This is a genomic window from Chryseobacterium sp. GVT01B, from assembly GCF_019970045.1.
GTDB lineage: Bacteria > Bacteroidota > Bacteroidia > Flavobacteriales > Weeksellaceae > Chryseobacterium.
Genome location: NZ_JAHXYI010000005.1, coordinates 345,933 through 362,167, shown reverse-complemented (window position 1 = coordinate 362,167; position 16,235 = coordinate 345,933). Strand labels below are relative to the sequence as shown.

The following is a 16,235-nucleotide window of genomic DNA, read 5'->3' as shown; positions in this document are numbered from 1 at the left end:
AAAAATATTTAGTATCTTCGATAGTATTAAACTTTTACCAAAAAAATATCTATGGAACTTGACGAAACTGATAAGAAACTGTTACTTTTTTTACAGGCTGACTGTAAACAAACCACCAAAGAGCTCTCCGGCAAGCTTGGATTGTCTGTCACCGCAGTTTATGAGCGTGTAAAAAAGCTTGAAAATGCGGGTGTCATTTCAAAGTACGTGGCTTTGCTGGACAAAAGTAAAGTTAAGAAAAATTTTATCGTTCTGTGCCATGTAAAATTAAGCCAGCATAAAAAAGAATTTGTTCTGCAATTTGAAAAAGAAGTGATGGATTTACAGGAGGTTACCGAATGCTTCCATGTGAGCGGAGATTATGATTATATCCTTAAAATAGGAGTAAAAGATATTGAAGACTACCGTAATTTTATGCTGACAAAGCTTACGACACTTCAGCACATCGCAAGCACACACAGCTCATTTATGATTTCTGAGGTTAAAAATACAACGGCGATTGTATTGTAGATCATTGAAAATTTTCCTGCTTAGCTATTGGTTTTCTTTCGTTATTTTATCGATAAAATAATGAAGTCTTTTGATATCTGCTCTTCCTTTGTTTTTATCATTTAAAAAGCAGGTCGTTACAATAACCATTTTTAAATCCGGGATGACACAGATGAGCTGACCGCCGTATCCGGTTGCAACAAAAGCCTGATGTCCGTTGGTTTTTCTTCGCCACCAATAATAGCCATATCCGTTGGCATTAGGCATTACGTCCCAGGAATCCAGTTTTACCTGCTCTGAGGTAGACTCCTGAACCCACTTCTGAGATACAATCTGTCTGCCTCCAAGTTTTCCGTTGTTGAGAATCATAGAACCGAATTTCAACATATCTTCAGGTTTCATAAACATTTCAGAACCTCCAATATTTCTGTTCATGGAGTCTGTATCCCATCGGGGTACATTTATCTTTAGCGGTTTAAAGAGGTTCTCTGTTGCAAATTGTTTCAGGTTGGTCTTTACAATTTTTGCCAATGCTGCGCTGAAAAGATGGGTTTCTCCACTGTTATAGTTGAATACGGTTCCAGGATATTCTTCAAAAGGCAGATCCAGCACAAACTTTACAGGATCACCGGAAAAAAGCATGGCCGTTGAAAGTTTTGAATTTTCAGTCCAGTCGAAACCTCCCTGCATGGTCAGGAGATTTTTTAAAGTTAAAGTATTTCTTATTGAATCATGGGCAACCTTTCCTTCAATATTGGAAATGTTTTTAAAACTGCTTCTTGAAACATTGTATTCCGGAAGAATTTTCAAAACCGGAGTGTTGAGATTGGGAAGCAGGTTTTTATCCTTTGCTATTCCTGCCAGAACAGAGACGATACTTTTGGTAACAGACTTTATACTGAAGACCGTTTCTTTATTCGCTCCGTGAAAATACTGCTCATAAATTACCTTATCATTTTCAGAAACAATAAAAGACCCCAGAGACGGAATGCTGTCATTGATTTCTTTGGTAAATTGGTCTGTAAACTCTTTGGGTAATTCTTTGTTGAAAGCTGCCTGTGCTTTCAATTCAGAACAGAATAGGGTAAGACACAGTATTGTCAAAATCTGCAGTATTTGCTTTGATCTCATTGTTTAAAAAAGAAGGGATACATTATTAGTTGATGAAAAAATATACGTTAAAATCTGTCCGAAACAGAACCGCAATTCAATTTTGGACAGATTTTAGCTGATGTTTTCAATTCTTCTAAATTATGAAAAACAATGAAGTTTTAAATATGTTTTAAAGAATATTTTTTAATTTTTTTGAATGATTTTCAGGGTGTGAAATAGCCCACTTTAAGAAAGAAATTAAACCAAAACTCCGTTTTTAGAAGAAATAGGATCTGGGAGATCGGTTTCTCCACTCATCTGAAGCAGATCAATTTCAATCGTTCTGCAGATAGAAAGCATGGGAACGTCAAACATCAATCCTGCAAAAGGGTTTTCAGAATAATCACCTACCAGTTCCATAATAATGTAGATCCATCCGATAATAATACAGAACGGAATAGAAGTCCATATTCCCCAATCACCAAGTTTTGCAAATTCATTTACTAATCCAAGAGGAAGAAGCATGATAAAAAGAATGTTGAAAACAAAGGCTGTACTGGCAAACTGCCTTGGGGAAGGGAATTTTTTGATTCTTTCAGCCTGTCCCTGAAAATTATAGAATTCATTCAGACTGTTTTGCAGCTGAGTTTGGTTGAATTCTGTAATGGCCCCCATGTTTTTAAGCTCATTGATGTCTTTTGCCTGCTGGGATACCAGGTAAGTGGCAAAGTTTTTATAATCATTTTTAAGTTCATATTCTTCCTCCGAAAGATATTTATGGAGGAAAATAGGAGCTCTTCCGTAATCCGGAAATCCAGCTTTGATCAGTCTGTTTCTTCTCAGGTTGATATTCCCGAATTTCTTTTCTGTACTGATATGTTCCCATTCTGTAGGCACCAAAAGCTGTTCACGGAAAGTATACAACCATGCAATATGTCGAAAGACGATTCTTTTTTTACGGTCTTCAAGGTCAAAAACTCCAATTCCTTCGTTTTTGGTATCAAAAGCATACACCATAGAAGCAAATGAACGGCTAGAGTTCACAATACCACCCCAGATTTTTCTGGCTTCCCAAAGTCTGTCATAAGCCTGGTTGTTTTTAAAACCAACAAGGAATGCTTCTGCTGTACCAATCAGTGCAACAGGAACCCAGGGAATTGTCATCCAGTGCCAGTTGAAGAAATAAAAGAAAACAGCAATCAATGTACACCAGATAGAGATTAAGACCAGATGTATACCTGCCAGATTGAGAACCTGTTTATAATTGACGTATTTGGTTGTGATCATAAAGATAGATGTGTTTTTCGTGTAGAGACAAAATAAATACCAAACTGTGATGGGTTTTGTTTTGTAATGCTTGTCAGGTAATAGATAATCGGGTTTTCTTGGTTTATAATAGTCTAAAATTGAGATTGATAATCTTAAATAAATGTAATAAAAAAAATGCATAAAAAAACCTCTAAAAATTTTAGAGGTTTTAATTTTATATAAAATTAATATTTCAGCATTTCTTCGATCTTATTGCTGAGTTTTTCAGCATTAGGAAGCATTTCTTTTTCCAGAATCAAATTGATAGGAACAGCAGGAACATCCAGTGATCCCATGGTTTCTACCGGTGCATCAAGATATTTGAAGCAGTTTTTAGAGATACGGTGGGCAAAAGCTTCTGCAAAAGAGTTGTTAAGCTGTTCTTCTGTGAGAACGATACATTTTCCGTGAGCTTTCACTCTTTCAAAAACAAGTTCTTCATCCAGAGGGATTAATGTTCTTAAGTCAATTACTTCAACTCTTCCGTTGAAATTCTTAGCGGCTTCTTTAGCCCAATAAACTCCCATTCCGTAAGTAACCACTAATAAGGTTCTGCCTTTTTCAGTTTCATTCTTATCAGCTTCGATGATTACTTTACCTTTTCCAAATGGAAGAACATAATCTTCAGCGGGTTCTATCGTTTTAGCATCTTCGGTTCCCGGAACTTTACTCCAGTATAATCCTTTATGTTCAAGCATTACTACCGGGTTCGGATCGTAATAAGCTGCTTTTAATAGACCTTTAAAGTCTGCTGCATTACTTGGATATGCTATTTTGATTCCTTTAATATTGGCTAAAATACTTTCAACACTTCCGCTGTGGTAAGGACCGCCGCCGCCATATGCCCCGATAGGAACACGGATGATATTGCTTACAGGGAATTTTCCGCCACTTAAATAGTTGGATTTTGAAATCTCTGTGATTAACTGGTTGATTCCCGGATAAATATAATCTGCAAACTGAACTTCAACAATTGGTTTTAAGCCTACAGCACTCATTCCGGCAGTAGATCCTATGATATAAGCTTCCTGAATGGCTGTGTTGAAAACTCTTTTACTTCCGAATTTTTTCCCTAAAGTAACTGTTTCACGGAAAACGCCGCCAATTCTTTCACCTACATCCTGCCCGTAAAGAAGAGCTTCAGGGTGTTTCCACATCAGTTCCTGAATGGCATGGATAGCAGCATCTACCATTACAATTTTTTCTCCGTTGGCTGGCTCACGTGTTCCTGTTTCCTCGGTAATAGGAGTAGGAGCGAAAACGTGCTGCATTACGGTTTCAGGCTTTGGATCTTCTGCATTTTTAGCTTTTTCAAAAGCTTCTTCTGCTTCAAGACGTGCCTTTTTAGTGATTTGCTTTAAAAGATCTTCGTCAATTCCTGTTTCCAGTAAATGTTTTCTAAGGATTTCTCCCGGATCTTTAGCTCTATGTTTAGTTAAATCTTCTTCGTCTCTATAGAATTCTCTTCTTACTCCGGAAGTATGGTGGCCGATCAAAACTGTTTTTGCACAAACAACTAAAGGTTTTCTTTCTGTTCTTACAAAATCTACGGCCTTCTTCATCGCTTCAAAACTTTCTACGAAATCTGTTCCGTCTACTCTCATTCTGCTTAATCCCGTGAATCCAGCAACAAAATCATAGGCATCACAGGTTCTTGCTTCGTCCTTCGTTACGGAAATTCCCCATTCATTATCCTGTACAAGGAAAATGATAGGAAGCTGATGTAAAGCCGCAAACTGTAAAGCTTCGCTCACTTCACCTTCTGTAACAGAATTATCTCCAAGACTGCAGATAACAACAGGATTATTTTCAAATTCCTGCAGATTGAAGTCCTGGATGTATTTGATTCCCTGTGCTACTCCTGTAGTAGGGATGGTTTGCATTCCGGTTGCAGAACTCTGGTGAACAATCTTAGGTTTGTTTTCATCTCTGCTTGAAGGATGGGAATAATAAGATCTTCCTCCAGAAAAAGGGTCATCAGCTTTAGCCAGTAATTGAAGCATTAACTGATAAGGTTCAAAACCAATTCCTAAAAGAATACTTTCGTCCCTATAGTAAGGAGAAACCCAGTCTTCTTTTTTCAACTGATACGCTGTTGCAAGCTGGATGGCTTCGTGACCTCTTGAAGTACTGTGCACGTATTTGCATACGTTTCTGTTTTCTTCATAAATATCCGCCATTGCTTTGGCCAGCATCATATGATTATACGCTTTGAGTAATATATCCTGAGAAACTTTTTCGTGAAGTGCATTTTCCATAGGAAGCAAATATACATAAAAAAACAAAATACTAACAACTGTTAGTATTTTGTAAAAAATCTTTGTCTATATAGGTTATTCCTTGATCACTTTTTTAGAAATAACATCTTTGTCTGTTTTTACTTCAATGATGTAAATTCCTTTCGTGTAAGTTGATAAATCTATTGGCTCTTTCTCATTATTAATGGTACCGCTTTGTAATTTCTTACCTGTAAGGTCATATACATTGAATGTAGATTTTTTAGGAGCATTCAGAATGTTTGTAAAATCTTTCGTAACCGTAGGAGCAATGGCAAGGTTGCTTAGAGCATTTACAGCATCTTTAGTTCCTAATACTTGAGTGAATCCTGTCACGATAATTGAATAATTCTGAGGAGCTGTAACACTGGGGTTTGCGTTATTCTTTAATGTTCCTTTATGTGAAATTTCAATTTTATAATTTCTTCCTGCTATAGGAGCATCTACAACTACCTGTTCTACATTGTCTACAGTGTTGTCACCTTTAACTGCTGTATTTGGGCTTGTTGCGTTTAATTTCCATGGTAAGTAAACTGTATTTGTTTCCATGTCGGTAATTCTAAGATCCAGATCATTGACCAATCTAGAGCTTCTGTTGTTGTAAGCATCACTCCAGCTTATTGTGGCCGGTATTTTGTATTCCGGATCAATCCATGAAATGGTTACTTTTATTGGAGTGTTTCCAGTTGCCAGAATTGTTTTAGAATTAGCAGCTCCGTTATTTAATGTTTCGTTATTGAAAATAACTGTGTTGTTGGATTTTCCTACTAATAATTCAGCTCCCTTTTTAGCATCAATGAATCCCCATCCGAACAATGGGTCCGGTCCCGGATTTCCTGCTTCGGCTGCTGAATGGATCGTTAAGGCTTTAGCTGCAGCAGCATTTAATTCATTTCCGCTAAATAATTGTTTGTTAATTTGAGTCCACAGGCCGATTACTGCTGTTACTACAGGTGCTGAATAAGAAGTTCCGCTGCCAACTGTTAACCCTTGGCTGCCAACTGTGTCTTCAGCAGTGGATGCGCTTCCTACATCAGTTCCTACTGCTGAAATATCTGGTTTGATACCTCCATCATCTCTAGGTCCTGCGCTGCTGTAATCAGAATGAATTACATCAGCGGATGTAGTGTATCTCCCTGAGTTGGCAGTAATTCTGTCGGTAGCTCCTACGACAATAATATTCTTGGCTAATGAACCAGGACCTATACAGTCAAATCCCTGTGCACAGTTGGTGCTAGGCAGTACATCTGTTGCTGCAAATGCTACAGGGTTACCATTGTTGTCAGTGTAGTATGTGGGAAGTGGAGTGGGAGTTGGGTAGTTAGGTCCAAATCCAAAATAATTACCCGAAGATTTTACTATAACGTAGTTAGGATTATTATAAACAATGGCATCATAATTTTGATCATTGCTGAAGTACGTTCCCTGCAAGTCATATGAAGAACCGGGACTGTTGAAAGCACCGTTCCAAACCCATGCATTGGCTCCGTTTACTGTATCTAGATTCCATCCTACATTTGATCCATAAGAGTGATTTGATATTTTAGGCTGGGCTGTCAGAATCTTTTGGAATACAGTACTTGTAGATGTGTCTCCAGGTAATACAGAATCACGGAAAGTGTAAGAATCCATGGTTGAGTTTTTTGCTACTCCCTGGAAGTTTATTGTTCTGGAAGTACCATCTGTAAAAGTCACTGATTGTGAATAAGTTTTTGCTCCCATAAAACCAGCGACAGCAGTAGAGTGTGCTGAATAATTCAAAGTACTGGCTTCTTTGTTTGTAATTCGGTTTGCAGTATTATTAAAGAATACATGTCCGCCAAAAACTCTTCCTCCGTCGAATATTGTATATTTAATATTCTCACCATTAAATGCTCCGGTAAGCCCGGTTACTGTTCCATTCTGAAGAAAGTCAGCGTTTGCATTTTTAATTTGGTCCATATCTTCATTACTGTTAAAAAAAGGTTTGCCATTTGGCATAAAGCCTGCTAAACTGGTTCTTTTTTCTTCAAATCCTTTCAGAGTTTCAGAAGCTTTGTTATTACCTGAACGTTTTGCTACATAAGAGTCAAACTTTGCGCTGTTCTCTTTGTTTTGTTTTTCAAACTCTCTTTTTAATTCTTCATTATTTTGCGCACTTGTTAATGTAATAATCAATGTGCTGATTAAAAGTAATTGTTTCTTCATTTTTGAGTAATAAATTATAAAATTATGGTTAATCAAATTTATAGCAAAAAACTGATAACTAGTTAGTTTTGGTAAATAATTCTAATTTTTTTAATAATATTTTAATATTTTATTTCGTGCTTGTTTGAGTTGTTTATATTTTTAATAAAATGAGATAATTTTGTTATCGCGAATTATGGTTTATTCTTGATATTGGGTATAAATTAATTGAAAAAAATGGAGTAACTTTACATTCTCTTTTATAAAAAAGTTAGAACATTATATGTATTTAATTTTTGACACAGAAACAACAGGTTTACCAAAAAATTTCAACGCTCCGCTTTCAGATTCGGAAAACTGGCCAAGAATGGTTCAGATTGCATGGCAGATACATGATGATGATGGGAATTTAGTTGAGAATCAGGATTATATAATAAAACCTGAAGGATATGATATTCCCTTCAATGCAGCCCGTATTCACGGGATTACAACGAAAATCGCCAATGAAGAAGGGCGTGACCTTGAAGAAGTTTTAAAAGAATTTGCTGAAGTTTTAGATAGAGTAAGAGTGGTTTCCGGACACAATGTGGAATTCGATTACAATATTGTAGGAGCGGAATTTTACAGAAAGAACCTTAAAGATAATCTACAGGATAAACCCAGAGCAGATACCATGATTTTGGGAACCGACTTCTGCCAGCTTGGTGGAGGAAGGGGAGGAAAATATAAATCGCCGAAACTTGAAGAACTTTACGAAAAGCTTTATGGAAGTAAGTTTGATGAAGCGCATAATGCTGCTGCCGACGTAAATGCTACGGCAAGAGCGTTCTTTGAAATGATAAGAATTGGGGTAGTTCCTGCAGAAACATTAAAGATTTCTGAAGATCAGCTGGCGTATTTCAAGAGTCTTTATCCGGATCCGATAAAGCCTTTCAATATTGTTATCAGAAGGCAGGTTGCAGATTTTCATAATAAGAAAAAGCAGCAGGATTTCGGAAGTGTTGATGAGATTGATCTGGGCAAATATTTCAATTTTGACAATCACAGTGTTTTCTCAACATTAATGGCGACTTCCAGCATTAATGATTTAATTAAAAAAGCTACGGATGATAATTTCCCTGCCGTTGGAATGGTGGATTTGGGAAATATGATGGGTGCCTTTAAATTTGTTTCAGCAATTGAAGGGGCAAATGGTGACCGCGCAAAAAAACATAAAGAATATTTAGCTAAAAAGCAGGAAGCAGAGGAGAACGGAGAAGAATTTAATGAGAATGAACCTGTTTCAGAGCCTTTAATTCCTGTAGTGGGTTGTGAATTTTATATTTCAGACCGTTACGAGCAGAAACAGTTTACGAAAGATGATCCCGACAGAAGAACGCAGGTGGTTTTGCTTGCGAAAGATTTTGAAGGATATAAAAACCTGGCCAAACTTTCAAGTATTGGTTTCTTAAAAGGATTTTATTTTGGAGTTCCAAGGATTAGCCGTGAATTGATTGCTGAGTATAAAGAAGGTTTAATTGCCCTTACTTCAGGAATTCTGGGAGATATTCCCGATGCGATCTTAAATACAGGTGAGCAAAAAGGGGAGGAGCTTTTCAAATGGTGGAAGGATACTTTTGAAGATGACTTTTATGTTCAGATTCAGAATCATAAACTGCCTGAAGAAGAGCATTTAAATGATGTTTTATTGCATTTTGCAGATAAATATAATGTTAAAATTTTAGCCCAGAACGAAACTTTTTATACCAATAAAGACGATTCTAATATTCAGGATATTGTAAGCTGTATCAAAGACGGAGAAAAATTGACAACTCCTGTCGGAAAGGGCTTTGGAAAGAGAAGAGGATTAGCTACAGGAGAATATTACATCAAAAATTCTGACGAAATAAAAGAAGCCTTTTTAGCTTATCCTGATGCGTTTGATGCTTATGAGGAATTCACGGCAAAATTTAAACCTTATACCTTAAAAAGAGACGTTTTACTTCCAAAATTTGATATTCCGGAAGAATTTATTCATGCTGAAGATGATATTGATGGAGGGAAACGCGGTGAGATGGCGTATTTGACGCATTTAACATATGAAGGGGCGAAAAAAAGATATGCAGATACCGGCGGAATCACAGACGAAATCAAAGAACGTTTGGATTTTGAACTGGAGGTAGTTGCTAATACAGGATATCCCGGTTATTTCCTGATTGTACAGGATTTTTGTAATGAAGCAAGAAAAATGGGTGTTTGGGTTGGTCCTGGCCGTGGTTCTGCAGCAGGTTCTGCAGTAGCATATTGCACTGGAATTACCAATGTAGATCCTATTAAATATGATTTGCTTTTTGAGCGATTTCTGAATCCGGAAAGGGTTTCCATGCCTGATATTGATATTGACTTTGATGATGAAGGACGTGATAAAATCATCAAATGGGTAGTTGAAAAATATGGTAAGAATCAGGTAGCACAGATTATTACGTACTCTGTTTTAGGGGGGAAATCTGCGATTAAAGATGCGGGAAGAGTATTAGATGTCCCGATTCCTGACACGAATAATATTGCAAAATTAATTCCGCCAAGCCCGGGGATGAACATTGCAAAAGCTTTATCTAAATACGATAAGCTAAAACCGGAGGAACAAATGCTTGTTGATGAAATGAGATATGTTCTGAATAGCCCGGATGATGCCCGCCATGACGTACTTGCGAGTGCGAAAAAAATGGAAGGCTGCATCAGAAATACCGGTATTCATGCCTGCGGGGTGATTATTACTCCTGAAGATGTAAGTAACCTTGTACCGGTGACCATCGCTGCAAAAGATGCAGATATTCTGGTTTCGCAGTTTGATAACTCTGTGGCAGAAAGTGCGGGTCTTTTGAAGATGGACTTCCTGGGGCTGAGAACTTTAACGATCATTAAGGATGCATTAAAGCTTGTAAAGGCAAGATATAATATAGATATTGATCCGGATCTTATTCCGCTTGATGATGCCAAAACATATCAGTTGTTTAAAGAAGGACGAACAGTAGGGATTTTCCAGTATGAAAGTCCTGGGATGCAAAAATACATGAGGGAGCTTAAGCCAACGGTTTTTGCCGACCTTATTGCCATGAACGCCTTATATCGTCCGGGGCCTATCAAATATATTCCGAACTTCATTAACAGAAAGCACGGAATTGAAGAGATTGTTTATGACTTACCGGAAACAGAAGAATATTTAAAAGAAACATACGGGATTACCGTTTATCAGGAGCAGGTAATGCTTTTGTCCCAGAAATTGGCCAATTTTACCAAAGGTGAAGCCGATACTTTGAGAAAAGCGATGGGTAAAAAGCAGATTGATGTCCTTAATAAAATGTACCCGAAATTCATTGAAGGAGGTAGAAAGAACAACCTGAATGAAGAAAGGCTGGAGAAAATCTGGAATGACTGGAAAGCCTTTGCAGAATATGCCTTCAACAAATCTCACTCTACCTGTTATGCATTTATTGCTTACCAGACAGCTTATCTGAAAGCCAATTATCCCGCAGAATATATGGCGAGTGTAATGAGTAATAACATTAACAATACGGATTCAATTACCATGTTTATGGAGGATTGTAAAAGTATGGGAGTAGATGTGTTAGGACCGGATGTAAATGAATCTCAGTATAAATTCTCTGTAAACGAAAAAGGACAGATTCGTTTCGGCTTGGGAGCAATTAAAGGGATTGGAGAAGGTCCGAGTGAAGGAATTACACGGGAAAGAGCGAATGGAAGATTCAAAAATATTTATGATTTCTTTGAAAGAATTCTCCCTTCGCAAATGAATAAAAGGGTAGCAGAAAGTTTGGTGCTTGCGGGAGCTTTTGATGAATTGGATTCTTTCCACAGAGGTCAGTATTTTGATATTGATATGTCTGGAAGAACAAATCTTGAAAGGTTGATCAGATACGGACAAAGCTTCCAGGAGAGTAAAAATGAGATGGAGCATTCTCTTTTTGCGGATTTTGCAGAAGAAGTTCAGATTGAGCAGCCGAAATTAGCACCTTGCCCGGAATGGCCAAACATGCATAAACTTAATAAAGAAAAAGAAACGATCGGATTTTACCTTTCCGCACATCCTTTGGATGAATTTAAATACCAATATCAGTTTATGCAGGGGCAGCTTTCTAAAAAGTCGGTATTGGAGAAGGATGAAGAAAAAGTGGTTATAGATGAAGCTCCTATTCTGGAAAAAGACTCTGCTGATGAGGTTGCAGATCTTGTAGAGATTGTTTCTGATGACATCGTAGCCGGTGAAGAGGAAGAGGTTATAGAAGAAGTTACGAAAAAAGCTGAACCGAAAGGAGTTTTTCATTTTTTGAATCTTGATGAAGTGGATGCTTATAAAGAGCAGGCTTTTGCCAATAAGCAGGAAGAACTTTTTGAAGAAAAGAAAAAAGACTGGAAAACCTTACAAAAAGAAAGAGAAAACGGTGGTGGTGGAAAAGAATATACTGTTGCTGGTCTGATTACGGAATATGTGGTAAAAGATGGTTTCAGGAGTGGTGAAAAAGTAGCTTTTGTTACCCTGGAAGACTATTCTGGATCGTATTCATTCAGATTGGGAGATAGGGATTATATGAGGCTGAAGGAAAAACTGGAAGTGCAGAGGTTTGTTATTTTCAAGATAAAATTTGCTCAGGTAAAAGATGGGAGAGTCTTCGTAAATGTCAATGATGTGATAGAACTGCAGGAAGCGTTCGAACGTTTTGCGAAGAGTATATCTTTGGTTATGGATGTTATGGATGTCAGAGCTGAGGATCTGGACTTTTTCAGGACAGTGCTTGATAGAAATAAAGGAAATCAAAAGCTGAAATTCTTTATCAAAAACCTTGAAGATGATTCCCATATTGAAGTACAATCCATGAAACATTCGGTAGATTTGAATGGAGATTTGATTAAAGAAATCCAGCTTCTTAATAAATATGAGTTTTATTTAAACTAGAAAAAAGGATATAATAATTATAATAGTATAGAGAGTGGCTAAAAGTCACTCTTTTTTTTGTTTATATATTTTTGATATTGATGAAAATTTTTAAATAGTTTTTTATGTTAAATAGAAAAATTTTCTATAGTCTATTTTATTGGTATTGTATTTTAATTGATTGAATTTTAGTGTGTTGTACTTTTTTCAATGAATTGCGAAATAAATATTTAAATTAAATAAACGTTTGATTTTATTTGATTTTATAAGGGTTATTGGCTATTTATTATTAAAATTTTATGATAATTTTTAATATTTGAAATAATATTTATACATTTATCGCCCTAACTTTTATTATTACTATTTATGAAGAAATTATTACTATTAAGTCTATTTTTAATAGCTTCCATTACAAATGCCCAGATAATGCTGGGAAGTGGGAATACCCAGGGCGGGTATGTTCCTATTGATGTTAACTACGGATACAACTACACACAGCAGATTTTTACTAAAAGTGAAATTAATGCCAATGCTGCTGGTAATATTACCGGAATGAAGTTTTATTTACCGAATAATGCTGATATTACAAAATCAGTAGATTGGGTGGTATATGTAGGTCATACTACTAAAACTTCTTTTTCCAGTACTACAGACTGGATTCCTGTATCTGGTTTGTCTCAGGTGTTTTCAGGGACAGTAAGTGCTTCCGGAGGTGAAGTGACTGTAAACTTTACCACACCTTTTGCTTATAACAATACGGATAACCTGGTTGTTGCTGTTGATGAGAATACTGCAGACTACACAGCAACTTCAAATAAATTCTATACGTTTACAGGGGCTTCCAATTCAACTTTGTATTATAGAAGTGATACAACCAATCCGGATCCGGCTTCACCACCTACAGGATCAAGAACAGCAACGAAATCTATTACAAATCTGCTAGGACTTACTCCGGGAGTTCCGGCTTGTCCTGCTGTTGCTACGCCTGCGGCTGCAGCAACAGGTGTTTCGGTATTGCCTACCATTAGCTGGGCTGTTGCAGGCTCTGCTACATCATATAAGATCAGCATCGGAACTACGCCGGGAGCAACCAATGTGATGAACATGCAGGATGTAGGAAATGTAACTTCTTATACTCTAACAAATTCTTTGAGTTTTGATACTCAATATTATTATACAGTATATGCTGCCAATTCTACAGGAGTTTCCCCTGCATGTACAGAAAGATCTTTCACTACAATGGCTACTTTGGGATGTCCGTCTGTGAGTGCGCCTACAGCTGCTCAGGTTGGTTTACCTGTGTTAACGACCTTCTCATGGCCTGCAGTAAGTGGAGCACTGGGATACAACTTAAGTATCGGAACATCTGCAGGTTCATCCAATGTTTTGAGTAATTTTAACATGGGTAATGTTACTACTTATACCCTTACTCCTGCACAGCAGCTGAATCCTACAACGCAGTATTATTATACTATTACAGCTTATAACGGCGGTGTTGTATCAACAGGATGTACTGAAAGAAATTTCACAACTACTATAGTGCCTCCGGCAAATGATAATTGTTCTGGTGCTGTAAATTTAACAGTAAATCCTTCTTTGACTTGTACTGCTACAACTCCTGGTAATACATTGGGAGCTACAGAATCTATGGCTGCAGGTACTTGCAGCGGAGCTCCAAATGATGATGTTTGGTATAAATTTACTGCAACAGCAGCAAGCTATGTTGTAGCGCTTTCTAATGTGACTTCTACGGGAACTACAACAGGGGTTACAGATATGTATTTCCAGGTATTGTCAGGAAGTTGTGGTGGTACTATGACAAGGATGCTATGTTCTGATCCTAATACGAATCTCGTTACCGGCCTTACTCCAGGTCAGACTTATTATATCAGAGTATACACTTATGAGTCTACTGTTACTGCTAATGCAAGTTTCAATATCTGTGTAAGTACACCACCGGCACCGCCAGCTAATGACGACTGTGCAAACGCCGTGGCTATTACTATTAATCCTGATATGAGTTGTGCTAGTATTACAGCAGGAACAACATTGGGAGGAACAAGTTCAGGAGTTGCTCTTGGTTCTTGTTCAGGAACAGCTGACGATGATGTTTGGTATAAATTTACTGCGACGTCAACAGGTCATACTTTCCAGCTGAAAAATATAGTTTCTGTAGGAAATGTTTCTACAACATCTTTGTATGCTCAGGTATTCAGTGGTGCTTGCGGAGCTTTGGTAAGTACTACATGTATCAGCTCAAATACAAACTTTACAAACTTAACAGGTCTTACTGCAGGTCAGACTTATTATGTAAGAGTATATACTTATGATTCAAATTCAGGGGCGAGCTTCTATGCCAACTCTTTTGATATTTGTATGGGAACACTTCCTGCAGCTCCTGCTAATGATGAGTGTTCGGCTGCTGTTTCTTTATCTGTAAGCCCAACATTGACATGTGCTTCACCGGTATCAGGAACAACTTTAAGTGCTACTAATTCAGGATTGGCAGTAAGTCCATGTACAGGAACTGCTGATGATGATGTTTGGTATAAATTTACAGCTACAGGTACTGACCATGTAGTATTGCTTTCAAACGTTACTGCAGTGGGAACTTCTACGTCTACGAGTGTATATACTCAGGTTTTCAGTGGAGCTTGTGGTACTTTGACAAGTATTAAATGTGGTACTGCTGTGAATACACCACTTACCGGTCTTACTCCAGGTCAGACTTACTATGTGAGAGTTTATAACTCCAATACAAACGGTAGTACACTATATGCTAATAGCTTCAATATTTGTATTGGTACACCTCCGCCGCCGCCTGCAAATGATGATTGTGCAAATGCTGCATCTCTTTCTGTGAGCAGTACAGATGCTTTCCTGAATGCTGTGAATGGTTCTACTGTGAGTGCTACTCAAAGTTCTGGAGTTACAGCACCTACATGTAGTGCATCCGGTACTAATGATGATGTTTGGTATTCATTTACTGCAACAGGTGCTACACATCTTGTACATGTTTTATATACTGATAATGCAACAAGTACACAGATATATTCTGGAACATGTGGAGCTTTAACAGCTATGACTTGTTTTGATGGTGCTTATGGAAATTCAAGTATATTATTGCAAAACCTTGTAGCAGGACAAACATATTATGTTAGAGTGTATTCATCTACAAGTACAGCAACTACAACATCCAATTTCCAGATTGCTGTAACCACTCCTTCGCCTGTAACTAATGATACTTGTGATACCGCTATTGCTTTGGCTTGTAATGGTACGGCTCAGGGTGTTAATGCTCTTGCAGGAGATGAAACACTTCCTGCTTCAACATGTGGTAGTTCTGGAAGTACGGCATCTTATAAAGGTGTTTGGTATACAGTAAAAGCTACTGAAAACGGTCCTATTACTATTGATGCTTGCGGTACGCAATATGACGCTTATTTAAGAGTATATACAGGTACTTGTGGTTCACTTACTTGTTTCAGTAACAGTTCAGGTGTAGGATATGCTGACGCCGGTTGTGCAGTTAGCCTTTATAATGCTCCAACATTAACATTTACAGGAGTTGCAGGGACTACTTATTATGTATTGCTTACAGGATATGCTGCAACCAGAGTTGGTAATTATAGCATTTCTGTTACGCAAGGATGTTCAGGGCTTGCAACGGCTGAAGTTGAAAAGAAAAACAATGAAATTAAAGCTTACCCTAATCCATTTGTAGACGTTCTGAATATTTCAGATGCTTCTAAAGTAAAATCTGCTTCTGTAGTTGATGCTGCAGGAAGAGTAGTAAAGACTATTGATAATCCTTCTTCTACGCTTCACTTAGGAGATTTGAAACAAGGAATGTATTTAGTAGTATTGAATATGAAAGATGGATCTAAACAAACGATTAAAGCAATTAAAAGATAAAATGTATTAATTATATAACATGAAACGACAGCTAAAAAGCTGTCGTTTTTTTATTT

Annotated in this window: 7 protein-coding genes; 3 read left to right on the top strand and 4 right to left on the bottom strand. The window is 37.3% G+C overall.

Going from position 1 to position 16,235, the window contains the following annotated elements; genetic code table 11:
* The first annotated feature begins 51 nt into the window (after nucleotides 1–51).
* Nucleotides 52–510, top strand: coding sequence for an Lrp/AsnC family transcriptional regulator (locus LC457_RS13980; RefSeq protein WP_223600418.1), 459 nt, complete (start codon nucleotides 52–54; stop codon nucleotides 508–510).
* 24 nt (nucleotides 511–534) lie between these two features.
* On the opposite strand, the gene LC457_RS13975 is transcribed toward LC457_RS13980, so the two are convergent.
* The 4 genes from LC457_RS13975 to LC457_RS13960 form a co-directional block, all read right to left on the bottom strand.
* Nucleotides 535–1,620 carry a serine hydrolase gene (locus LC457_RS13975; RefSeq protein ID WP_223600417.1) on the bottom strand — a complete coding sequence of 362 codons (1,086 nt, stop codon included), beginning with the start codon at nucleotides 1,618–1,620 and terminating at the stop codon, nucleotides 535–537.
* Between the two features lie 219 nt (nucleotides 1,621–1,839).
* Entirely contained in the window at nucleotides 1,840–2,868 is a 1,029-nt protein-coding gene (locus tag LC457_RS13970) for a bestrophin family protein (protein ID WP_223600416.1), read from the bottom strand.
* 206 nt (nucleotides 2,869–3,074) lie between these two features.
* Nucleotides 3,075–5,147, bottom strand: coding sequence for a thiamine pyrophosphate-dependent enzyme (locus LC457_RS13965; protein ID WP_223600415.1), 2,073 nt, complete (start codon nucleotides 5,145–5,147; stop codon nucleotides 3,075–3,077).
* 75 nt (nucleotides 5,148–5,222) lie between these two features.
* Nucleotides 5,223–7,352: a S8 family peptidase gene (locus tag LC457_RS13960; RefSeq protein WP_223600414.1), complete on the bottom strand. Its 2,130-nt coding sequence runs from the start codon at nucleotides 7,350–7,352 to the stop codon at nucleotides 5,223–5,225.
* A gap of 262 nt (nucleotides 7,353–7,614) precedes the next feature.
* On the opposite strand from LC457_RS13960, the gene dnaE reads away from it, so the two are divergent.
* Both dnaE and LC457_RS13950 read left to right on the top strand, forming a co-directional pair.
* Entirely contained in the window at nucleotides 7,615–12,285 is a 4,671-nt protein-coding gene (gene dnaE / locus LC457_RS13955) for a DNA polymerase III subunit alpha (RefSeq protein WP_223600413.1), read from the top strand.
* Between the two features lie 345 nt (nucleotides 12,286–12,630).
* Nucleotides 12,631–16,179, top strand: a complete 3,549-nt coding sequence (locus LC457_RS13950; RefSeq protein ID WP_223600412.1) for a T9SS type A sorting domain-containing protein — start codon at nucleotides 12,631–12,633, stop codon at nucleotides 16,177–16,179.
* Nucleotides 16,180–16,235: the final 56 nt, after the last annotated feature.

Bases quoted from the DNA above. Each gene is read 5' to 3' on its own strand.
- LC457_RS13980 (WP_223600418.1), top strand. From the start codon at position 52: ATGGAACTTGACGAAACTGATAAGAAACTGTTACTTTTTTTACAGGCT.
- LC457_RS13975 (WP_223600417.1), bottom strand. From the start codon at position 1,620: ATGAGATCAAAGCAAATACTGCAGATTTTGACAATACTGTGTCTTACC.
- LC457_RS13970 (WP_223600416.1), bottom strand. From the start codon at position 2,868: ATGATCACAACCAAATACGTCAATTATAAACAGGTTCTCAATCTGGCA.
- LC457_RS13965 (WP_223600415.1), bottom strand. From the start codon at position 5,147: ATGGAAAATGCACTTCACGAAAAAGTTTCTCAGGATATATTACTCAAA.
- LC457_RS13960 (WP_223600414.1), bottom strand. From the start codon at position 7,352: ATGAAGAAACAATTACTTTTAATCAGCACATTGATTATTACATTAACA.
- dnaE (WP_223600413.1), top strand. From the start codon at position 7,615: ATGTATTTAATTTTTGACACAGAAACAACAGGTTTACCAAAAAATTTC.
- LC457_RS13950 (WP_223600412.1), top strand. From the start codon at position 12,631: ATGAAGAAATTATTACTATTAAGTCTATTTTTAATAGCTTCCATTACA.